Here is a 20,153-nt window from a genome sequence, read left to right on the forward strand (position 1 = left end):
ACAGTTCAACGATGGGACGTGAGCCGAGAGGAGAAATTTAGCCGCCTGGATGAAAATCGGTCAGGGATGAGCCACCGGCACCACGGCAATTTTGTAAGGATCGAAGATCTTCAGCATCTGGCCATTGTTGCGCAAACCCTGCAGCAACTTGCCGAACGCCTCGCCAGTGATCGGTGCCGTCGGACGCAGAATGGCGTAATGGTGGTAGACCTGATCGATGCGTTGCGACACCAGCAATTCGTCACGCACTTTTTCGTTGCGCAGCAGATAATCGAACAGGTACGAGCGCGTGACCAGAGCGATGTCGGCGCGCCCGCGCAGCACCATCAGCAGGTTGCTGTCGTGGGAATAGGTCAGCGTCGCGTTGAAGGTATCGGCGAGGTACTTGGGATCGGCGTTGAAGTTGGCGAACTCATAGTGATAACCGCTGTACAGCGCCAGGCGTTTGCCCTTGAGGTCGGCGAAATAGTTCTGCTGGCGACCGTCTTCACGTTGCGCGACGAAAATCTCGGCATCTTCCAGGCCCATATCGACGTCGGTATGAGGAATCTCCTTCCAGCCCCAATCGGGGTTCTCGAAGATCGCCATGTCGATCCGGCCCTGCTTGAAATCACCGAAACGCCGAGGAATCGAAGTCGGTACCAGTACGAACTGATAGTCCGCCTGCAGTGCATTGAGCGCCTCGACCAGTTGCGGCAGCAGGCCAGTGTCGGCACCACTTTCCGGACGCACGGTGTAAGGCGGAAAATGCGCCGCGCCCACCCGAACCAGTTGCGCTGCCTGTGCGGGTAGCACCCAAAATACCGCCAGCGCTACGAGCAAAAGCCCTGCGGTCGTCCGAATTGGCGAAGACTTCAAAACACCCCACTCCCCGAAAAAATGGCAATCAATGCATTCAAGCTAGGCGGTTTCGCCCAGTTAGCCAGTTTCCCGGCCTGTTAGAAAGTGGACTGGCGCTCTTCGAGCACCAGAATCAGCGCTTCATCGGCCAACTGATCAAGGCTCAGGCTGCCGCCGGCACGGAACCAGGTGGTGGTCCAGGACAGTGCGCCGGTGAGGAAACGTCGGGTAATGAAAACATCGCCACGGATAAACCCGGCGTCCTTGGCTTCGCCCAGCACTTGCAACCAGATCTCTTCATAGACGTCACGCAGGGCTAGCACCCGGGCCTGCCCCTCCTCGGACAACGAACGCCACTCGTAGACCAGCACCGCCATCGCTTCGCCGCTGCCGCCCATGATCGACTGCAACTCGCAACGAATCAGCGCCAGCACCCGCTCGCGCACACTGGCGGCTTCGGCCAGCGCGGCGCGCATCAACGCGGTGTTGTAGACGATGGTCTCTTCCATCACCGCACGAAGGATTTCATCCTTGCTTTTGAAGTGATGAAAAATGCTCCCGGACTGAATCCCCACCGCCCCGGCCAGATCGCGCACGGTGGTGCGTTCATAGCCTTTGTTGCGGAACAGGTGGGCGGCCACTTGCAGCAGTTTGCCGCGAGCGCTGTCAGGGTCGGTCAGTTGGCCTTGGTCGACCAGTTCGCGCATGACCCTCAGGGCTTTTTGCTCGTCCACCCGTTCTCTCCTACAGTCGATCAGTCTGTTGCCCCCTGAACGCGCAGGGTTGCGCGCAATTTAAGCCGCAGACCGCGACCAAGCAAGCGCTTGGGCAGAAGATATTTCAGCTGTTTACAAACCAAGCGCTTGCTTGGTAGCCTCCAGACACTTCTGTCGCAGGTTCCTGAGTCGGAGATCACCATGCCCACGACCGTTCGCATCGGATGCGCCAGCGCATTCTGGGGTGACACCAGCACCGCCGCCGCCCAGCTCGTGGCAGGCGGGCGCCTGGATTATCTGGTGTTCGATTACCTGGCCGAGATCACGATGTCGATCATGGCCGGCGCCCGCATGAAGGACCCACAGGCCGGGTTCGCCGGGGATTTTGTCGAAGTGCTCGCGCCGCTCCTGCCGCAACTGGTCGAACAGAAGATTCGCGTGATCAGCAACGCTGGCGGGATCAATCCGAAAGCCTGTGCCGCCGCCCTGCAGGCCGCCTGCGACAAGGCCGGGGTCAGTCTGAAAATCGCCGTGCTGCTCGGCGACGACCTGCAGCCGCAATTCAAGCAACTCGCCACTCAAGGCATCCACGAAATGTTCAACGGCGCGCCGCTGCCGCCGATGTGCGTATCGACCAACGCCTACCTCGGCGCGCCGGGCATCGTCGAGGCTCTGCGCCTGGGCGCCGACATTGTCATCACCGGGCGCGTGGTCGACAGCGCGGTGGTCAGTGCGGCGCTGGTGCATGAATTCGGCTGGGCGTGGCACGACTACGACAAACTGGCCCAGGCCGCGCTGGCCGGGCACATCATCGAATGCGGCGCACAATGTACCGGGGGCAATTTCACCGACTGGCGCGATGTGCCGGATTACGAACACATCGGCTTTCCCATCGTCGACGTCAGCGCCGACGGCCAGTTCATCGTCAGAAAACCCGAGGGCTCCGGCGGGTTGGTGACGCCACTGACGGTTGGCGAGCAGATGCTCTATGAAATCGGTGATCCGCAGGCGTATCTGTTGCCGGATGTGGTCTGCGATTTCACTCAGGTGAAACTGCAGCAACAGGGCAAAAACGCCGTGCATGTGCACGGTGCCAAAGGTTTGCCACCCAGCGATAAATACAAGGTCAGCGCCACTTACCCGGACGGCTTTCGCTGCACCGCCAGTTGCCTGATCGCCGGCATCGATGCGGTGGACAAGGCGCAACGCGTGAGCCAGGCGATCATCGACAAAACCTCGGAAATGTTCAGCCAGCGCGGCTGGCCGCCCTACAGCGAAGTCGATATCGAACTGCTCGGCAGTGAAGCCACTTACGGCCCTCACGGTCAGCGCCGTGACAGCCGCGAGGTGGTGATCAAACTCGCGGTGCGCCATCCACTGAAACCGGCGCTGATCCTGTTCTCCCGGGAAATCGCCCAGGCCGCGACCGGCATGGCGCCCGGACTGACCGGCATCGTCGGCGGACGGCCGACGGTCTATCCGCTGATCCGCCTGTTCTCGTTCCTGATCGACAAAAACGCCTGCACCCTGCAAATCGACATGGCCGGTGAGCAATATCCCTGCGCCCTGCCCGCGCAGACACCACTCGACAGCTACGCTCTGCCAACCCCCGAACAGCCACCCAAACCCCAGGGCCGCGCCGACGCCAGCGTGCCGTTGGTAAAACTGGCGGTGGCGCGCTCCGGTGACAAGGGCAACCACAGCAACATCGGCGTCCTGCCGCGTCGACCGGAATACCTGCCGTGGATCGCCGAAGCGCTGACGCCAGCGGTGATCGTCGACTGGATGCGCCACGTGCTCGACCCGATTCACGGCCGGGTCGAACGCTGGTACCTGCCCGGCACCCACAGCCTGAACTTCCTGCTGGAAAACGCCCTCGGTGGCGGTGGCGTGGCGAGTCTGCGCATCGATCCCCAGGGCAAGGCCTTCGCCCAGCAACTGCTGGAAATCCAGATCCCGGTGCCGCAGAGCATCGCCGAACAACTCGAATAGAGGTTGGGCTTCATGGCTTACGCATCGATTTTCAAAGCCGATCTGTTCAGCGGCCAGACCCTCATCGTCACCGGTGGCGGCAGTGGCATCGGCCGTTGCACCGCCCATGAACTGGCAGCGCTCGGAGCCAGAGTGCTGCTGGTCGGGCGCAAGCCGGAAAAACTGCAGAAAGTCGCCGCCGAAATCACCGAAGACGGCGGCCGCGCGCACTGGCAGGCTTGCGACATCCGTGACGAAGACGCGGTAAAACAACTGGTCGCTGAGTTGATCGCCGAGCACGGGGCGATCCACGGTCTGGTCAACAATGCCGGCGGCCAATACCCGTCGCCACTGGCCGCGATCAATCAGAAAGGCTTCGAAACCGTGCTGCGCACCAATCTGGTCGGCGGCTTCCTGATGGCCCGGGAAGTGTTCAACCAGTCGATGAGCAAACACGGCGGCAGCATCGTCAACATGCTCGCCGACATGTGGGGCGGCATGCCCGGCATGGGCCATTCCGGCGCAGCACGTTCAGGGATGGACAACTTCACCAAGACCGCCGCGTTCGAGTGGGGTTACGCCGGGGTGCGGGTCAATGCGGTGGCGCCGGGGTGGATCGCGTCCAGCGGCATGGACACGTATGAAGGCGCGTTCAAAGCGGTGATCCCGACCCTGCGCGAACACGTACCGCTCAAGCGCATCGGCACCGAATCGGAAGTCAGTGCGGCGATTGTTTTCCTGCTCAGTCCGGCGGCGGCGTTCATCAGTGGCAGCACCTTGAAAATCGATGGCGCAGCCAGCCTCGGCAGCCGTGCATGGCCGCTGCACAAGGCGAGCCACAGCGAGTCGTTCAACGGGTTCCATCGGGCGTACCTGCCGGACGTCCTCAAGGACAAGGAGTAAGCCATGCCGCAGATCCAGTCCCAACTCGATCCGCACAGTGATGCTTTCGCCCGCAACCGCGCGGCAATGCTCGCGGCCATCGAGCAAGTCCAGCAACTGGAACAGAACCTGCTGAACAAGGCTGCCGACGCCAAGGGCAAATTCGACAAGCGCGGGCAATTGCTGCCCCGTGAACGCCTGAATCTGTTGCTCGACCCCGGCGCACCGTTCCTCGAACTGGCGAGCCTGGCCGGCTACAAGCTGCACGACGACAAGGACGGCAGCGCCGCCGGCGGTGGCCTGATTGCCGGCATCGGTTACGTGTCCGGCATACGGGCGATGGTGGTGGCCAATAACAGCGCGATCAAGGGCGGCACGATCTCCCCCACCGGCCTGAAAAAATCCCTGCGCCTGCAACAGATCGCCCTGGAAAACAAACTGCCGGTGATCACCCTCGCCGAAAGCGGCGGCGCCAACCTCAATTATGCGGCGGAGATATTCGTCGAAGGCGCACGCAGTTTTGCCAATCAGGCGCGGATGTCGGCCATGGGTTTGCCGCAAATTACCGTGGTGCACGGCTCGGCGACGGCCGGTGGCGCCTATCAACCGGGGCTGTCGGATTACGTGGTGGTGGTACGCGGCAAGGCCAAGCTGTTTCTTGCCGGGCCGCCGCTGCTCAAAGCCGCGACGGGCGAGGTCGCCACCGATGAAGAACTGGGTGGCGCCGAAATGCACGCACAGGTTGCCGGCACCGCCGAATACCTGGCCGAGAACGATGCCGATGGCGTGCGCCTGGTGCGCGAGATCCTGCGCCTGCTGCCGTGGAACGAACAACTGCCGTGGCTGCCGGAACCGCAATTCAAGGACCCGCTGTACCCGATCGACGAGTTGCTCGGGCTGATTCCCGACGACCCGAAGAAGCCCTATGACGTGCGCGAAATCATTGCGCGGATTGCCGATGAATCGGAGTTTCTAGAATTCAAAGGCGAGTTCGATCAGCAGACCATCTGCGGTCAGTTGAAAATCCAGGGCCGTGCCTGCGGCCTGATCGGCAACAACGGCCCGATCACCCCCGCCGGGGCGAGCAAGGCCGCGCAGTTCATTCAACTGTGCGATCAGAGCCAGACGCCGCTGCTGTTCTTCCACAACACCACCGGGTTCATGGTCGGCACCGAGTCCGAGCAGCAAGGCGTGATCAAACACGGTTCGAAACTGATTCAAGCGGTGGCCAATGCCCGAGTGCCTAAACTGACGATTGTCGTCGGTGGCTCCTACGGCGCCGGCAACTATGCGATGTGCGGGCGCGGTCTCGATCCACGCTTCATCTTCGCCTGGCCCAACAGCCGCACCGCGGTGATGGGCGGCGCGCAGGCCGGCAAGGTGCTGCGCATCGTCACCGAGGCCAAACAGCTCAAGGAAGGCCTGGTGCCGGATCCGAAAATGCTCGACATGCTCGAACAGGTCACCGCGCAGAAACTCGACAGCCAGTCCACCGCGCTTTACGGCAGCGCCAACCTGTGGGACGACGGCCTCATCGACCCGCGCGATACGCGCACCTTGCTCGGTTACCTGCTGGATATCTGCCACGAAGCCGACATCCGTACGCTGCAACCCAACAGCTTCGGCATCAGCCGCTTCTGACTGCCACGGATCCCAAGGAGAACAATAAAAATGATCTTCACCCCGGAACACGAAGCACTGCGCCGCACCGTCCGCCAATTCGTCGAACATGAGATCAATCCACACGTCGATGAATGGGAAAAGGCCGGGCGCTTTCCGATCCACGAGATTTTCCGCAAGGCCGGCGACCTTGGTCTGCTGGGGATTTCCAAACCGGAAAAATTCGGCGGCATGGGCCTCGACTACAGCTATTCGATTGTCGCCGCCGAAGAGTTCGGCACCATTCATTGCGGCGGCATTCCGATGTCGATCGGCGTGCAGACCGACATGTGCACTCCGGCGCTGGCCCGCTTCGGCTCCGATGAATTGCGCGACGAATTCCTCCGCCCCGCGATTACCGGCGAGCAGGTCGGTTGCATCGGCGTCTCGGAAGTCGGTGCCGGCTCCGACGTCGCCGGGCTCAAGACCAGCGCGCGCAAGGACGGCGACGATTACGTGATCAATGGCAGCAAAATGTGGATCACCAATTCACCGAGTGCCGATTTCATCTGCCTGCTGGCCAACACCTCGGACGACAAGCCGCACATCAACAAGTCGCTGATCATGGTGCCGATGAACAGCCCGGGCATCAGCCTCAGCTCGCACCTGGACAAGCTCGGCATGCGCAGTTCGGAGACCGCCCAGGTGTTTTTCGACAACGTGCGTGTGCCGCAGCGCAACCGCATCGGCCACGAAGGCGCCGGGTTCATGATGCAGATGCTGCAGTTTCAGGAAGAACGTCTGTTCGGCGCGGCCAACATGATCAAGGGTCTGGAATATTGCGTCGACAGCACCATCGAGTACTGCAAAGAGCGCAAGACCTTCGGCAACGCGCTGATCGACAATCAGGTGATCCACTTCCGCCTCGCCGAATTGCAGACCGAAATCGAGTGCCTGCGGGCGCTGGTCTATCAGGCCACCGAGCAATATGTGAAGGGTCAGGACGTCACGCGTCTGGCCTCGATGGCCAAGCTCAAGGCCGGGCGCCTCGGTCGTGAAGTCAGCGACAGTTGCCTGCAATATTGGGGCGGTATGGGCTTCATGTGGGACAACCCGGTGGCCCGCGCCTATCGCGATGTACGGCTGGTGTCGATTGGCGGTGGCGCCGACGAAATCATGCTGGGGATCATCTGCAAACTGATGGGCATTCTGCCGGGGAAAAAGAAATGAGCCCCCTGCCCGATTGCCAGACACTGCTGCTGGAGCGGCATGGCGGCGTATTGCACATCACCCTCAATCGCCCGGACAGCCGCAATGCGATGAGCCTGCACATGGTCGCCGAACTGCGTGCGGTACTGGCGGCGGTGCGCGATGACCGCGGGGTTCGCGCTCTGGTCCTCAGCGGTGCCGGTGGGCATTTCTGTGCGGGGGGCGACATCAAGGACATGGCCAATGCCCGTGCCCAAGGGGCCGACGCTTACCGCGTGTTGAACCGCGCCTTTGGAGCTCTGCTGCAAGAAGCTCAGGACGCACCACAAGTGCTGATCACCGTTTTACAGGGCGCAGTGCTCGGTGGTGGTTTCGGGCTGGCATGTGTGAGCGATATCGCCATGGCCGATCATCAGGCGCAGTTCGGCCTGCCGGAAACCAGCCTCGGGCTGTTGCCTGCGCAGATCGCGCCGTTCGTGGTGCAACGCATCGGCCTGACCGAAACCCGTCGGCTGGCACTGACCGCCGCGCGTTTCGATGGCCATCAGGCGCGCCGCCTGGGGCTGGTGCATTTTGTCGAGCAGGATCCGCAGGCATTGGCCGAACGCCTCGACGAAGTACTCGACCATGTTCTGTGCTGCGCACCGGACGCGAATGCGATGACCAAAAAGCTGTTGCTGGCCAGCGCCGGACAGCCATCGAATGAACTGCTGGATGACGCAGCGCAATGGTTCAGTGAAGCGGTGACTGGTGTCGAAGGGATCGAGGGCACGATGGCTTTCGTGCAAAAGCGTAAACCGCGATGGGCCACCTGAAAGCTTCGCGAGCAGGCCCGCTCCCACAGGTTTTATGAACGATGCAAATTCCTTGTGGGAGCGAGCCTGCTCGCGAAGAGGCCAGCCAACCCACCGCCAAATACTCAGGAAGATCACCATGCCCGCCCTCCACAAAATCCTGATCGCCAACCGCGGTGAAATCGCCTGCCGCATTCAGCGCACCGCCCAGGCCCTCGGCTATCGCACCGTCGCCGTATTCAGCGATGCCGACGCCGATGCCCTGCACGTGCAGATGGCCGATCAAGCGGTGAACATCGGCGCCGCACCGGTACACCAGTCCTACCTGAACATCCCGGCGATCCTCGATGCCGCGCGCCGCAGCGGCGCCGACGCGATCCACCCCGGCTACGGCTTTCTCTCGGAAAATCCAGGATTCGCCCGTGCCTGCGCAGAGGCCGGCCTGACCTTCATCGGTCCCAGCGCCGACGCCATCGAGCTGATGGGCAGCAAGCGCCTGTCGAAAATCGCCATGCTCGACGCCGGCGTTCCCTGCATCGCCGGCTATCAAGGCGCCGCGCAGGACGACGCTACCTTGCTGCGCGAAGCCGAACGCATCGGCTACCCGCTGATGATCAAGGCCAGCGCCGGCGGCGGTGGACGCGGCATGCGCCTGGTGCACAGCAGCGATGAGTTGCCGGCGCAATTGCGCACCGCGCGCTCCGAGGCACTGAATGGTTTTGGCAGTGACGAACTGATCCTCGAGCGGGCACTGATCGAACCACGGCACGTCGAGGTGCAACTGTTCGGCGACTGCCACGGCAATCTGATCTACCTCGGTGAGCGCGATTGCTCGGTGCAGCGTCGCCATCAGAAAGTCATCGAGGAAGCACCCTGCCCGGTGATGACCGGGGAGTTGCGCCAGGCCATGGGCGAAGCAGCGCTCAAGGCTGGTCGGGCGGTGAATTACGTCGGTGCCGGCACCGTCGAGTTTCTGCTCGATGCCCGTGGACAATTCTACTTTCTGGAAATGAACACCCGTCTGCAGGTCGAGCATCCGGTGACCGAACTGATCACCGGGCAGGATCTGGTCGCCTGGCAATTGGCCGTTGCCGAGGGGCAGCCGCTGCCGTTGACACAGGATCAGGTCGGACTGAACGGCCACGCCATGGAAGTGCGTCTGTATGCCGAAGATCCGACGCAGAATTTCCTGCCGCAGACCGGTCGCGTGCAGGCATGGGAACCGGCCTTGAATCCCGGCGCGCGAATCGATCACGGCTTGCGCGAAGGTCAGTTGATCAGCCCGTTCTATGACCCGATGCTCGGCAAGCTGATCGCCCACGGCGCGACCCGCGAAGAGGCTCGGCGCAAGCTGTTGCGCGCAGTGCAGGACAGTGTGTTGCTCGGTGTTCAGAGCAATCAGCGTTTGCTGGTCAGCCTGCTGCAGCATCCGCAGTTCATCAGCGGCGAGTTCAGCACCGCATTCATTGCTCAGCACTTCACTGACCACCCGTGCCTGCACACTTACGCCCCCACCGCCGAGGAACTGGCCATCGCCGCCGTGCTGTTTTATCAGTCTAGCGCGCAGGCGCATCGCGCGCCGCTCAAGGGTTGGCGCAACAATGTCGGCGCGCCGCTCGATTACCGCCTCGGGCTGGAACAGCAGGACTGGAGCTTGCAACTGCTTGCGGACGGCGCTGGCCGCTTCACCGTGAACGTGATGCAGCGCGCACTGGCGCTGACCGTCATTGAGTGCAACGAACGCTCGGTGACGCTGGACGTCGACGGCCTGCGCCAGCGTCATGCGTATCGGATCGCCGGCGAAGAACTCTGGCTGTTCACCCACCCCGGCAACCTGCGCCTGGAGGATCGAACTCATGCGCTGATCAGCAGTCAGAGCAGCGTCAGCTCCGGCACACTGAAAGCGCCGATGGACGGTGCCATCGTCGACGTGCTGGTCAGCGAAGGCAGTCGGGTCAGCAAGGGTCAGTTGCTGGTGGTGCTGGAGGCAATGAAAATGGAGCATCCGCTGAAGGCCGGTATCGACGGCGTGCTCAAGCGGGTGCAGGTCAAGGTCGGCGATCAGGTAAAAAATCGTCAGGTTCTGTTGCAGGTCGAGTGAGTCGCCAGGCGCAAACGCAAGGTTTGACTACGCTCTGATCTATCAGGACGCGTAAATCAGGAAACCTGCGATGCCCCATTGGCTGGTCATTGATCTGGAAGCCACCACAGATGAAGGTGGCTGGCCGGTTACGGAAATGGAAATCATCGAAATCGGCGCGACGCTGGTCGATCGTGCCGGTCGCGAGCAGGATCACTTTCAGCGGTTCGTCAAACCGACCCGGCGGCCGTTGCTGACGCCGTTCTGTCGTGAACTCACGCACATCACCCAGGCCAATATCGACGCCGCACAACCATTGAGCGAAGTCTGGCCGGCGTTTGAACGCTGGCTTGGGCAGCACCAGACACGGCTTGAAGGCTGGGTCAGTTGGGGTGACTACGATCGCAAGCAGTTGCTTCAGGAATGGCAGCACCTGCAACTCGACAGCGTGCTGAGCCGGGTGCCACACATGAACCTCAAACAGCGCTTTGCCAAGGCCCGGCGTCTGGAACGACCGTTGGGCCTGAACGGTGCCTTGCAACTGGCCGGCATGCAGTTCAACGGTCAACAGCATCGGGCCCTGGAAGATGCGCGCAACACTGCGCGATTACTGCCGTTGGTGCTGCCACTGTGAAGTCAGAGCGAGAACTCACCGGACACGTTCCGGGCAGGTGACGGCGCCAGGAGCCTTGTGCATACTGGCCGGCCCTTTTTAACCCTTTTAAGCCCTATTCGAGAGGAATCGCCCATGTTCAAAGTCAACGAGTACTTCGACGGCACCGTCAAGTCGATCGCTTTTGGCACCGCTGAAGGTCCGGCGACCATCGGCGTCATGGCCCCGGGCGAATACGAATTCGGCACCGCTCAGCGCGAAATCATGCACGTGGTCTCCGGCGCACTGACCGTCAAGCTGCCAGACAGCAGCGACTGGGAAACCTTCGCCGCCGGCAGCCAGTTCAACGTTCCGGCCAACAGCAAGTTCCAGCTGAAAGTCGCCGTTGAGACTGCTTACCTGTGCGAATACCGCGGCTAAGCCCACGGTTTTCCCCGGTGCAAAAAAATGCCCGTGTCCATGGACACGGGCATTTTCATTTCCGGCACCGGTTATTCGAGGATTTCCACCGGCATTCCGACTTCCAGCTGACCATTGCTGTCGTTGACCAGGTTCTGCCCGAACATCGCGCCATCGGCCTGGGCGCGGTATTTCTGCAAGGTTGCCAGCGGTTCGCGATCAGCACTGCGCTCGCCGGTCTGCGGGTCGATGGTGGTCAGAATGCAGCGCGAGCAAGGCTTCACCACGCGGAACTCGACGTCACCGATGCGAATGCGCTTCCAGCCATCTTCGGCGAAGGCCGTACTGCCTTCGATCACCAGATTCGGTCGAAAGCGCAGCATTTCCAGCGGTCGTCCGACCTTTTGCACCAGATCGTCAAGCGACGCCTGGCCAATCAACAACAGCGGGAAACCGTCGGCGAACGCGACCTGATCGTCGTCGCGGCCATACCCGGCCTGCGTCATGCGCGCGCGATCAAGTGGCACCTGCACCAGACGGGTCGGTTTGCCGATGAAATCGCTGACCCAGCGGGCCGCTGCATCACCGGCATCCGGAACGCGCAGGGTGTCGCGCCAGATGGTCACACCGCGCAACTCGGCATCGTCCTGCGGTAACGCAATATCCAGCGCGGCATGGTCGGGCGCACTGAGGGTCAGCCCGCCCTGCGCATTCCACAATGCCGACAGCTGGCTCATTTTCGCCTCGGCCCTTTGGGTCAGGAAGCGGCCGCTGGCCTCGTCCACCAGCATCCAGCGTCGGTCCCCTTCAAGGCCCAGTTTATCCAGGCCAATCGATTGCAGAATCTCGGGCTTGCCGGATTTCAACGGGTAACGATAAAGCGCACTCAGACGCAGCATGTCCAGCTTCCTGATGGGCAAAAAAGCCACCCTATACGAGCTTTATCTGTGAATCAAAGCCTGATGCACGCGCCTGCAAAGATAGTTTGTGGCGAGGGGATTAATCCCCGATGGGGCGCGAAGCGGCCCCACTTGAATCAAGAAAGCGGGACTGCTGTGCCGTCCATCGGGGATAAATCCCCTCGCTACAGGATTTCCTCAGACCGGCACTTCATCGAGCATCAGACGCTGACGCACGACATCGACCAGTTTGTCCGGCTGGAACTTGGAGAGGAAGTTGTCGCAGCCGACCTTCTTCACCATCGAATCGTTGAAGCTGCCGGACAGCGAGGTGTGCAGCACCACATACAGACCGCGCAGGCGCGGGTCATTGCGGATCTCGGTGGTCAGGCGATAGCCGTCCATTTCCGGCATTTCCGCGTCGGTGAACACCATCAGCAGTTTGTCGGTCATGTTCACGCCGGTATCGGCCCAGGCCTTGAGCATGTTCAGCGCCTTCAGGCCATCACTGGCGATGTGCATTTTCACCCCGAGCTGGCCGAGGGTGTCACGCAATTGCGAGAGCGCGACGTTGGAGTCGTCCACCAGCAGCACTTCGCGACCACGGGCACGTTCCAGCACCGGATCGTCGAGCTTGTCGCGCGAAACCTTGGCGTTGTACGGAACGATTTCGGCGAGCACTTTCTCGACGTCGATGATTTCCACCAGTTGATCGTCGACCTTGCTGATCGCGGTCAGGTAATGCTGGCGTCCGGCGCTGGTCGGCGGCGGCAGGATGGCTTCCCAGTTCATGTTGACGATGCGATCCACGCCACCGACAAGGAACGCCTGCACCGAACGGTTGTACTCGGTGACGATGATGGTGCTGTTCGGGCCCGGCACCAGCGGGCGCATGCCGATCGCCTGGGACAGATCGATCACCGGCAGCGTCTGGCCACGCAGGTTGACCACACCGCAGACAAACGGGTGACGTTGCGGCATCAGGGTCAGCTTCGGCAATTGCAGAACTTCCTGAACCTTGAACACGTTGATCGCGAACAATTGGCGTCCGGCCAGTCGAAACATGAGAATTTCCAGGCGATTCTCACCCACCAGTTGCGTGCGTTGGTCTACCGTGTCGAGAATGCCGGCCATCAATGACTCCTGGGCTTGTTCTGATGAATTCACTACTAAGTGGGGTTATCGGCTGTTTATGGCGATTCTTGATCCCCACAAAATCACTATCAAAATGCCACACGCAGGCATTGATGTCACATTAACATCATGGTTTACTGGCCCGGCGTTTTCATCTGCTACATTCTCTTCTGGCGCGACCACAGTTTGCGCCACAGGTTCCCGCGTGTAAGGGAATCCCCTAGTAACAATCAGGCCCAACCTGATGTTCGCAATATCCAATAGCCATTAATGTGACGCCATTCTCATTGCATGAACGGAGTCAGGCTATTGTGTGCGATCGCAGGTCAGTGGAAACCCACCCTCTGGAAAACCTCAGCCAGTGCACTTGCGCGGCGGGGCGCGATCTCCCGACGGTTCATGATCGTCGACACACACGGCATTCCCTCATCAGACATGACGCTGTGGAGATAAGCATGCCAATCGACCGTAAAGACTGGGCACAACGCTTTCCCGAATTTCTCGTCGAAGCGGAAACACTCCTGGCCAAGTCGGAAGAATGCCTGAGCCACCTGCAATTGATCAGCAACGACAAGGATGCGATCGACTGCATGCGCAGCACCCTGCTCAAGCTGGCGAGCCGTGCAGAAGCGTTGGCACTGGAAGCGATTTCCGAGTTTTCCCTGCACATTCACAGCTTGCTCGATCATGCCCCGGACTCTATCGATCTGCACGCTCAGGCACTGAATGCGCTTCAGGACTGTTTCACCCTGATGGCCTGGCAGATTGAACTGGTCGATCACAATACCGGGCAACTGAGCCTGGATAGCAGCGAGCAAACCTCGCTGATCGAAGCCTTCGCGTTCCAGGTCGGTCAACACCAGTTTCAGCCTTCGCTTTCGCCCCGGCCAATCCCGCTCTTGTCTTATTCCGAGCGCCAGGCCTGATTCGCAGCGGTTAATGCGCACATCGCGGCTGTAGAGCCGAATCGCTGAATGTCGCAAATGAATAGTTCATGCCCGCCAGCGACAATTCGAATTAAATAATCACACCTGACACCCGCAGAAATTTTCCCGCGCCTCAGGGTTTGCCTGTGTCCGTGTAACGATCAACTTCAAGCGACACGGGATATCTATCCAGCATAATAAGGTGACTTTTTTCCATTATGGAACTCACGTCCAACATGGCGACTTTCCTGACCCTTTGGACATATATGGCAAACGCGACCAACGGTATCTTAAGTGGTATTATGCCGCCCGTTAGTTGCTATCAATTAATGGCAAAGTGATTCAGTGACAGTCCTCCCCAACGAAGTTGGCGGTCAAACATCGTTCACTGAACCTCGTTCAAATCAATAACATAATTGACAGCATTTTCAGACAGAGACCCGCCAGCCAACGGCCGGTCTGCCCGCAGCGAATATCCATTGGCTCCATCCGATATGTACGCCAGCCTCAAGTCAATCACCACATGGCCACCGTCCCGGGAAAATGCACGCCGGTTCACACTCATATTGTGTGTCACTGCCACCGCCGGCTGCCTGCTGACCTACGGTTTGTCAGCACCGCTTTCGCTGGGACTGCTGCTGTTGAACATGGCCGCCACTGCTTGTGTCTGGGTGCAATATCGGCTGTCGCGCAAATCGATCAAGTTCCAGCCCCAGGAACTCGCCGACCGCTTGCTGGAAGTCCAGGAAAACGAACGCCACCGCCTCAGCCGTGAACTGCATGACGACATCGGTCAGTTACTGACAGCAGCCAAACTGCAAAGTGAATGGCTGAAAAGACGTTTGCCAACCGACTTGCAAGAGCAATGCTCGACACTCTGCGACACCCTCGAAGAAACCCTCAACAAGGTGCGCGACGTCTCAGCCATTCTCAACCCGCGCCAGTTGACCAGCCTCGGACTGGAAGCCAGCCTGCGTGCGCACTTGCTCAAGACTCTGGCCAACACATCGGTGCACTGGAGCCTCGATTGCCAGCAGCGACTCAACGGCATTCCGGAAGAAATGGCGGTCGCCGCCTTTCGCATCACCCAGGAAGCGGTGACCAACATTCTGCGCCACGCGCAGGCCAGCAACCTGTTGATCCGTGTGCAGCGCCTGCCACAAGGGCTGACGTTGTTGATCAGCGACGATGGCCAAGGCTTCGCGCCTGCTGCAGATCCGGGTCGGGAAGGACAGCGTGGAATGGCCGGGATGGCCGAGAGGATCGAACAATTGGGCGGCACGCTGAACGTCATCAGCGAGCCGGGCAAAGGCACTCAAATCGAAGCACTATTCCCCTGGGCGCCCCGTGCACTCGAGCGGGCCAGTACGAATAAGGTTATGCGTTGACTTGTAACTTACTTCTGGTGGATGACCACTCGCTGATCAGAGCCGGCGTGCGCGCTCTGGTGCTCGACATTCCCGGTTACGCCGTCGTTGGCGAAGCCAGCGATGGCTCGCAGTTGCTTGAAATGGTCGAGCATCTGGCGCCCGATATCGTCTTGCTGGATATCTCGATGAAGGAAACCGGTGGCCTTGAAGCCCTGCAACGGCTCAAGCGGGTGCGGCCCCAGAGCAAAGTGCTGATTTTGTCGATGCACACCGATCCGGCGCTGATCATGCAGGCACTGGAATCCGGAGCGCACGGTTATTTGCTCAAGGACACCACGGCCACCGAACTTGAACATGCCCTCGAAGCCCTGCGTAACAACGAACGTTACCTGAGCCCGGCGATCGCCCACACCGTGATCAACCAGGCCCTGACCCGTACGCAGAAAAACCCGCCGGAGGTCGCCGATTCGCACAACCTGACAGCCCGTCAACTGGAAATCCTGCGGTTGATCGTGCGCGGCAAATCCACTCGGGAGATCGCCAACGGCTTGGGCCTGAGCATCAAGACCGTCGAAACCCACCGCTCGCAGATCATGAAACGCCTGCAGATCTACGACGTGGCGGGTCTGGTCCTGTTCGCCGTGCGCGAACAGATCATCAGTCTTGACGACTGATCGACCCGGCACCGCCCAATAGCGGCGAATGCTCGGGCAAATGCACCCGCAAGGCCGCAGGGCGCGCCTCGAAGCGCAGGCTGTCGCCTTCAAGCGGCTCACCGTCAAGATTGATGCTCAAGCCCTCGGCGACCTTGATTTCGACCCAGGGCAGGCGGGCTCTTACAAACATATTGTCGATGCCGAAGCCGTCACTGAGCAGGGTCTTCAGCGTACCGACCAACTCCTGCGGTGCCGGCAAAATGCTGATGTCCAACAGGCCATCATCCGCCAGTGCCTGTGGACACAATTCATGCCCGCCACCCGCCTGACGGCCATTGCCGATTCCCAGCGCCAGCAGCTCGCCACGCCAGTGAAAGTCCGGTCCCTGCAGTTCGCCGTAGGCCGCGTGCAACTCACTGAAGCGCGATAAACCGGTGAACAGATAGGCGGCCCCGCCGAGTACTTTTTTCAGATCCTCGGAGGTATTGGCTGTAACCTGGCTGCCGAAACCACCGGTCGCCATGTTGAGGAAAATCTGCTCGCCGACTGCGCCCAGGTCAATGTCGCGCGGCGGTACATCGAGAAGCTCAAGCGCCTCGGCCGGCTCCAGCGGAATCCCCGCCGCACGGGAAAAGTCGTTGGCCGTGCCCAGCGGTAACAGCACCAGACTGGCCTTGTGCGGATGCCTGGCAAGGGCTTCAGCGATATCGCGCAATGTCCCATCCCCGCCTCCCGCAATGATCTGCGAGTAGCCACCCGCCAAAGCTTCTTCCACCAGACGCTGAGCGTCACCGGCCTCCCAGGTCAGGCGTACTGCCAACTCCCATCCCTGCTTTCGCTTTGCTTCGACAGCGGCGCGAACCGCCTCATTGAGTGCCTGCTTGCCATGCAGAATCAACAGCGCCCTGCGTTCACTCATAACGGTCACTCCCCACAATTGAATCGGTATGAAACATCTTGACCACCGGCACAGGCAAAAAAGCCATCGGAGCACCATTTAATTCAAGCGCCCGGCTTGTCACGTCCTACACAGCGGTATTTTTTCTTACAACAGGTAAGGAATCGGCTCAATTGACCGGACTCGATCCTTGATACACCTTGTACAGGCAGTATCAATTTTCGTTTTTTTAACAACACAAGGATGTGCAGGGAATGAGTGGATACCCCCTCGGAGCTGGTGACAGTTCGAATGACGGAAAGGCCAGCGCGCTGACAGTGAAAACAGCTGACGGATATGTCCATGTCCAGCCATGAAGCCAGAGTTTCAACCCGTCCGATTGCCCCTCTCAACGAAAGTCGCAGCAGTCACAAATCCGATTTCAAAAAGAGCGCCAGAACCGCTGGAGAAGCACAAATGGAGCCGCGCGTGACCGAACTGGAAACCCACCTCAAATACATACGCCGGGATATGGATGAAGTCCGCGCAGATGTAAGAACAATCAAGCACCGCCTCGCCTATTCGGCAGGTGCAACGGCAGTAATAATGGGACTGTTGGGTTGGGTTGCCAACAGTCGCTTCGATCAGTTGGTCACGCTGATGAGCAATTGACCCGGGAGAATGCAGGATCGACGCTTTCATGCGTCGAGCCTGCAGTTGCAAGGTCAGGCTCAGCGAGGATCAGAGTCAGTCGAGCAGGTCGCTCAGGGGAATGAACCCGACTTCATCACCTTCTACGAGCGTGTGGCCCTCCAGCACTTCTACCAGGCCATCCGCCCAGGCAGCGCTGCGCAACACACCAGAGCTTTGATTGCGATAAATGATGGCCCGTCCTTGCTCGAGTCGACCACGCAGGTATTCACGCCGATGGCCGGCCACAGGCCAGACGAAACCTGCTGGCACCGTAAACTTCAGCGGCACAACGTCTCTTACACCTTGACGCCGCAGCAAGTAAGGTCGCGTCAGCAAGGCAAACGTCACCAGCGTCGAAGCGGGGTTTCCGGGCAGGCCAATGACTGGCACGTTGCGAAAATGGCCGAACGTCAGCGGCTTGCCTGGCTTGATTGCCAGTTTCCACAATGCCAGCTCGCCCTCTTCCCTCAATGCAACACCCAGAAAATCTGCTTCCCCGACCGAAACCCCGCCGGTTGAAAGAATCAGGTCGACATCCTGCAAGTCGCCCAGACGCGCTCGGGTGGTGTCCAGATCGTCCGGCAGAATGCCCGCGTCGATCACCTCACAGCCCAATCGCTGCAACCAACTGCACAACACCACCCGATTACTGTTGTAAATCTGCCCCGGCCCCAGCGGCTGGCCCGGCTCAACCAGTTCATCGCCGGTGGACAGCACCGCCACTCGGACCTTGCGCACCACATTCAGCCCGTCACATCCCAGCGATGCCGCGAGACCTTGTTCGATCGGTCCCAGCCTTGTGCCTGCCGCCAGGATCAACTCACCCACGGTGGTTTCCTGGCCTTGTGGACGAATGTTCTGGCCGAGGCTCATGATTTCAACGAAGCGCACACTGCCGTCGGCTTGGACTTCGGCGTTCTCCTGCATTTCCACACAGTCGGCACCAGCAGGCACCGGCGCACCGGTGAAGATCCGCGCGCAGGTGCCGGGCTTCAAGGGGGCAGGCGCTTGCCCGGCGAAAACCTTCTGGCTGACCGGCAGCGGTGCGCCGGTCCAATCCGCCAGCCTCAAGGCATAACCATCCATGGCACTGTTTGGCCAAGGCGGCAGGTCTAGCGTCGAAACCAGGTCTTCGGCCAGCACTCGCCCCTCGACCTGCGCCAATGGCAGAAACTCGCGCTCGACAATCGGCGTGGCCTCGGCCATTTGCAGCAGGCGAGCCAGCGCTTCCTCGACGGGCATCAGGCTGCCGGTCTTGCCCGGCTTACCCACGGGATTCACAAGGCGCCGCCTGTTTCAGGTGAGGAACGAAGTTGCATGGCCGATGCCGCGAATCCAGCTGTTCGGCGAGAATGCCGTCCCACCCGGTGCGCACCGCATTGGTCGAACCTGGCAGGCAACATACCAGCGTGCCATTGGCCAGACCGGCCAGTGCCCGCGATTGCACGGTTGACGTACCGATATCAGCCACCGATATCTGTCGGAACAGCTCGCCAAACCCGTCAACCTGCTTGTCGAGCAGACAAGCCACGGCTTCAGGTGTGCTGTCACGCCCGGTAAAACCGGTGCCGCCGGTAATCAATACAACCTGTACCACATCCTCGGCAATCCAGTGGGCAACTTGTGCGCGGATCTTGTACAGGTCATCTTTGAGCAGCACCCGTTCGGCCAGACGGTGGCCGGCAGCAGTCAGGCGGTCGACAAAGACTTGGCCTGAGGTGTCGGTTTCCAGGGTTCGGGTATCGCTGACAGTCAGCACCGCAATATTCAGCGGTGCGAAAGGTACATCGGCCTTGGCTTTCATTAGGCTCGTCCAGTTGTAGGAGAAACAGCCCGGTGTTATATCACAGCGCCTGAATTTTTCGCCGCCCTGCTGGAGAGCTGCCATGACCCCGAATACGCCATTGCCCCCCTGCTCCATTCTGCTCTTGGCAGGCGGACGCGGCCAGCGCATGGGCGGCCAGGACAAAGGGCTGGTCGAATGGCAGGGTGAAGCGCTGATTGCGCATTTGCAGCGCAAGGTGCGACCGCTGACTGACGATCTGATCATCTCCTGCAATCGCAATCGCGAGCGTTATGCTGCCTACGCCGACCAACTGGTGAGTGATGAAGAAGAGGACTTTCCAGGCCCCTTGGCCGGCATCCTCGCGGGGCTCAAGGCTGCGCGCTTGCCCCATCTGCTGGTCTTGCCCTGCGATGTGCCGCGCATCGACGCAGCGCTGCTGCACGACATGCGTGCAACTGCCGGCCAGTTTCCTGACAAACCTTTAATGTTGCGCCATGACGACCATTGGGAGCCCCTGCTGTGCGTGATTCCGGTGGCCCGGCTGCCCGCGTTCGAAACCGCCTGGAACGCCGGAGAACGCAGCCCCGGCCGGGTCATGCGCAACCTCGGCGCAACGGCCCTGCAATGCCCGGACAACGACCCGCGACTGGCCAACCTGAATACCCCCGAACTGTTAAATGCGCATAACACTGTGTCAGACTGACAGCAT

Annotated in this window: 20 protein-coding genes; 13 read left to right on the forward strand and 7 right to left on the reverse strand. The window is 60.4% G+C overall.

What is annotated here, in order from left to right; genetic code table 11:
- Positions 1 to 60: 60 nt before the first annotated feature.
- Together ACYZUM_RS16580 and ACYZUM_RS16585 are read right to left on the reverse strand one after the other, a co-directional pair.
- Positions 61 to 858, reverse strand: a complete 798-nt coding sequence (locus ACYZUM_RS16580) for a substrate-binding periplasmic protein (protein ID WP_041069688.1) — start codon at positions 856 to 858, stop codon at positions 61 to 63.
- Positions 859 to 938: 80 nt separating this feature from the next.
- Entirely contained in the window at positions 939 to 1,574 is a 636-nt protein-coding gene (locus ACYZUM_RS16585) for a TetR/AcrR family transcriptional regulator (RefSeq protein ID WP_041069685.1), read from the reverse strand.
- A 183-nt stretch (positions 1,575 to 1,757) separates the two neighbouring features.
- Here ACYZUM_RS16585 and ACYZUM_RS16590 point away from each other — a divergent pair, with 183 nt between their 5' ends.
- The 8 genes from ACYZUM_RS16590 to ppnP all read left to right on the forward strand — a co-directional run bounded on the left by ACYZUM_RS16590 (position 1,758) and on the right by ppnP (position 11,124).
- The gene (locus ACYZUM_RS16590; protein WP_108183377.1) at positions 1,758 to 3,548 is read left to right on the forward strand and encodes an acyclic terpene utilization AtuA family protein; all 1,791 of its coding nucleotides are present in this window, start codon (positions 1,758 to 1,760) and stop codon (positions 3,546 to 3,548) included.
- Positions 3,549 to 3,560: 12 nt separating this feature from the next.
- Positions 3,561 to 4,430 carry an SDR family oxidoreductase gene (locus ACYZUM_RS16595; protein ID WP_041069679.1) on the forward strand — a complete coding sequence of 290 codons (870 nt, stop codon included), beginning with the start codon at positions 3,561 to 3,563 and terminating at the stop codon, positions 4,428 to 4,430.
- A 3-nt stretch (positions 4,431 to 4,433) separates the two neighbouring features.
- Positions 4,434 to 6,050 (forward strand): geranyl-CoA carboxylase subunit beta, encoded by a 1,617-nt coding sequence (gene atuC / locus ACYZUM_RS16600; protein WP_108183378.1) that lies wholly within the window; start codon positions 4,434 to 4,436, stop codon positions 6,048 to 6,050.
- A gap of 30 nt (positions 6,051 to 6,080) precedes the next feature.
- Positions 6,081 to 7,238, forward strand: coding sequence for a citronellyl-CoA dehydrogenase (gene atuD, locus ACYZUM_RS16605; protein ID WP_041069673.1), 1,158 nt, complete (start codon positions 6,081 to 6,083; stop codon positions 7,236 to 7,238).
- On the forward strand, positions 7,235 to 8,032 hold the full coding sequence (locus ACYZUM_RS16610; protein WP_108183379.1) for an enoyl-CoA hydratase/isomerase family protein: 798 nt from the start codon (positions 7,235 to 7,237) through the stop codon (positions 8,030 to 8,032). The genes atuD and ACYZUM_RS16610 overlap by 4 nt, the downstream gene beginning before the upstream one ends.
- 118 nt (positions 8,033 to 8,150) lie before the next feature.
- The gene (locus tag ACYZUM_RS16615; RefSeq protein WP_142579771.1) at positions 8,151 to 10,112 is read left to right on the forward strand and encodes an acetyl-CoA carboxylase biotin carboxylase subunit; all 1,962 of its coding nucleotides are present in this window, start codon (positions 8,151 to 8,153) and stop codon (positions 10,110 to 10,112) included.
- A gap of 70 nt (positions 10,113 to 10,182) precedes the next feature.
- Positions 10,183 to 10,725 (forward strand): 3'-5' exonuclease, encoded by a 543-nt coding sequence (locus tag ACYZUM_RS16620; RefSeq protein WP_108183381.1) that lies wholly within the window; start codon positions 10,183 to 10,185, stop codon positions 10,723 to 10,725.
- A 114-nt stretch (positions 10,726 to 10,839) separates the two neighbouring features.
- Positions 10,840 to 11,124 carry a pyrimidine/purine nucleoside phosphorylase gene (gene ppnP, locus ACYZUM_RS16625; protein ID WP_097088279.1) on the forward strand — a complete coding sequence of 95 codons (285 nt, stop codon included), beginning with the start codon at positions 10,840 to 10,842 and terminating at the stop codon, positions 11,122 to 11,124.
- A 71-nt stretch (positions 11,125 to 11,195) separates the two neighbouring features.
- Here the strand turns inward: ppnP and ACYZUM_RS16630 are convergent, their stop codons facing one another.
- Complete coding sequence (locus ACYZUM_RS16630; protein ID WP_108183382.1) at positions 11,196 to 12,002, reverse strand: MOSC domain-containing protein; 807 nt, start codon at positions 12,000 to 12,002, stop codon at positions 11,196 to 11,198.
- A gap of 198 nt (positions 12,003 to 12,200) precedes the next feature.
- A complete protein-coding gene (locus tag ACYZUM_RS16635; RefSeq protein ID WP_041069659.1) occupies positions 12,201 to 13,136 on the reverse strand; it encodes a chemotaxis protein CheV in 936 nt (311 codons plus the stop codon).
- Between the two features lie 455 nt (positions 13,137 to 13,591).
- Here ACYZUM_RS16635 and ACYZUM_RS16640 point away from each other — a divergent pair, with 455 nt between their 5' ends.
- The 3 genes from ACYZUM_RS16640 to ACYZUM_RS16650 all read left to right on the forward strand — a co-directional run bounded on the left by ACYZUM_RS16640 (position 13,592) and on the right by ACYZUM_RS16650 (position 16,106).
- Positions 13,592 to 14,062, forward strand: coding sequence for a hypothetical protein (locus ACYZUM_RS16640; RefSeq protein ID WP_041069656.1), 471 nt, complete (start codon positions 13,592 to 13,594; stop codon positions 14,060 to 14,062).
- A gap of 494 nt (positions 14,063 to 14,556) precedes the next feature.
- The gene (locus ACYZUM_RS16645) at positions 14,557 to 15,450 is read left to right on the forward strand and encodes a sensor histidine kinase (RefSeq protein ID WP_041069652.1); all 894 of its coding nucleotides are present in this window, start codon (positions 14,557 to 14,559) and stop codon (positions 15,448 to 15,450) included.
- Positions 15,447 to 16,106, forward strand: a complete 660-nt coding sequence (locus ACYZUM_RS16650) for a response regulator (RefSeq protein ID WP_047295407.1) — start codon at positions 15,447 to 15,449, stop codon at positions 16,104 to 16,106. Before ACYZUM_RS16645 ends, ACYZUM_RS16650 begins: the two co-directional genes overlap by 4 nt.
- On the opposite strand, the gene yegS is transcribed toward ACYZUM_RS16650, so the two are convergent.
- Positions 16,090 to 17,007 (reverse strand): lipid kinase YegS, encoded by a 918-nt coding sequence (gene yegS, locus ACYZUM_RS16655; RefSeq protein WP_108183383.1) that lies wholly within the window; start codon positions 17,005 to 17,007, stop codon positions 16,090 to 16,092. The two genes, ACYZUM_RS16650 and yegS, sit on opposite strands and share 17 nt — an antisense overlap.
- A 321-nt stretch (positions 17,008 to 17,328) precedes the next feature.
- Between yegS and ACYZUM_RS16660 the strand changes: the two genes are divergently transcribed.
- Positions 17,329 to 17,637, forward strand: a complete 309-nt coding sequence (locus ACYZUM_RS16660; RefSeq protein WP_186448449.1) for a hypothetical protein — start codon at positions 17,329 to 17,331, stop codon at positions 17,635 to 17,637.
- Between the two features lie 75 nt (positions 17,638 to 17,712).
- Here ACYZUM_RS16660 and ACYZUM_RS16665 read toward each other — a convergent pair whose 3' ends face one another.
- Both ACYZUM_RS16665 and moaB read right to left on the reverse strand, forming a co-directional pair.
- Positions 17,713 to 18,939 carry a molybdopterin molybdotransferase MoeA gene (locus ACYZUM_RS16665; RefSeq protein ID WP_041069640.1) on the reverse strand — a complete coding sequence of 409 codons (1,227 nt, stop codon included), beginning with the start codon at positions 18,937 to 18,939 and terminating at the stop codon, positions 17,713 to 17,715.
- Entirely contained in the window at positions 18,923 to 19,462 is a 540-nt protein-coding gene (gene moaB, locus ACYZUM_RS16670; RefSeq protein WP_003226719.1) for a molybdenum cofactor biosynthesis protein B, read from the reverse strand. The genes ACYZUM_RS16665 and moaB overlap by 17 nt, the downstream gene beginning before the upstream one ends.
- 82 nt (positions 19,463 to 19,544) lie before the next feature.
- Between moaB and mobA the strand changes: the two genes are divergently transcribed.
- Positions 19,545 to 20,147 (forward strand): molybdenum cofactor guanylyltransferase MobA, encoded by a 603-nt coding sequence (gene mobA, locus ACYZUM_RS16675; protein WP_108183385.1) that lies wholly within the window; start codon positions 19,545 to 19,547, stop codon positions 20,145 to 20,147.
- The last annotated feature ends 6 nt before the right edge of the window (positions 20,148 to 20,153 follow it).

Source organism: Pseudomonas sp. m6p, assembly GCF_055760375.1.

Excerpts from the sequence above, each read along its gene's own strand:
- ACYZUM_RS16595 (WP_041069679.1), top strand. The coding sequence starts at position 3,561 with ATGGCTTACGCATCGATTTTCAAAGCCGATCTGTTCAGCGGCCAGACC.
- atuD (WP_041069673.1), top strand. The coding sequence starts at position 6,081 with ATGATCTTCACCCCGGAACACGAAGCACTGCGCCGCACCGTCCGCCAA.
- mobA (WP_108183385.1), top strand. The coding sequence starts at position 19,545 with ATGACCCCGAATACGCCATTGCCCCCCTGCTCCATTCTGCTCTTGGCA.
- ACYZUM_RS16610 (WP_108183379.1), top strand. The coding sequence starts at position 7,235 with ATGAGCCCCCTGCCCGATTGCCAGACACTGCTGCTGGAGCGGCATGGC.
- ACYZUM_RS16590 (WP_108183377.1), top strand. The coding sequence starts at position 1,758 with ATGCCCACGACCGTTCGCATCGGATGCGCCAGCGCATTCTGGGGTGAC.
- ACYZUM_RS16630 (WP_108183382.1), bottom strand. The coding sequence starts at position 12,002 with ATGCTGCGTCTGAGTGCGCTTTATCGTTACCCGTTGAAATCCGGCAAG.
- atuC (WP_108183378.1), top strand. The coding sequence starts at position 4,434 with ATGCCGCAGATCCAGTCCCAACTCGATCCGCACAGTGATGCTTTCGCC.
- ppnP (WP_097088279.1), top strand. The coding sequence starts at position 10,840 with ATGTTCAAAGTCAACGAGTACTTCGACGGCACCGTCAAGTCGATCGCT.
- ACYZUM_RS16635 (WP_041069659.1), bottom strand. The coding sequence starts at position 13,136 with ATGGCCGGCATTCTCGACACGGTAGACCAACGCACGCAACTGGTGGGT.
- moaB (WP_003226719.1), bottom strand. The coding sequence starts at position 19,462 with ATGAAAGCCAAGGCCGATGTACCTTTCGCACCGCTGAATATTGCGGTG.
- ACYZUM_RS16645 (WP_041069652.1), top strand. The coding sequence starts at position 14,557 with ATGTACGCCAGCCTCAAGTCAATCACCACATGGCCACCGTCCCGGGAA.
- yegS (WP_108183383.1), bottom strand. The coding sequence starts at position 17,007 with ATGAGTGAACGCAGGGCGCTGTTGATTCTGCATGGCAAGCAGGCACTC.
- ACYZUM_RS16640 (WP_041069656.1), top strand. The coding sequence starts at position 13,592 with ATGCCAATCGACCGTAAAGACTGGGCACAACGCTTTCCCGAATTTCTC.
- ACYZUM_RS16615 (WP_142579771.1), top strand. The coding sequence starts at position 8,151 with ATGCCCGCCCTCCACAAAATCCTGATCGCCAACCGCGGTGAAATCGCC.
- ACYZUM_RS16620 (WP_108183381.1), top strand. The coding sequence starts at position 10,183 with ATGCCCCATTGGCTGGTCATTGATCTGGAAGCCACCACAGATGAAGGT.
- ACYZUM_RS16660 (WP_186448449.1), top strand. The coding sequence starts at position 17,329 with ATGTCCAGCCATGAAGCCAGAGTTTCAACCCGTCCGATTGCCCCTCTC.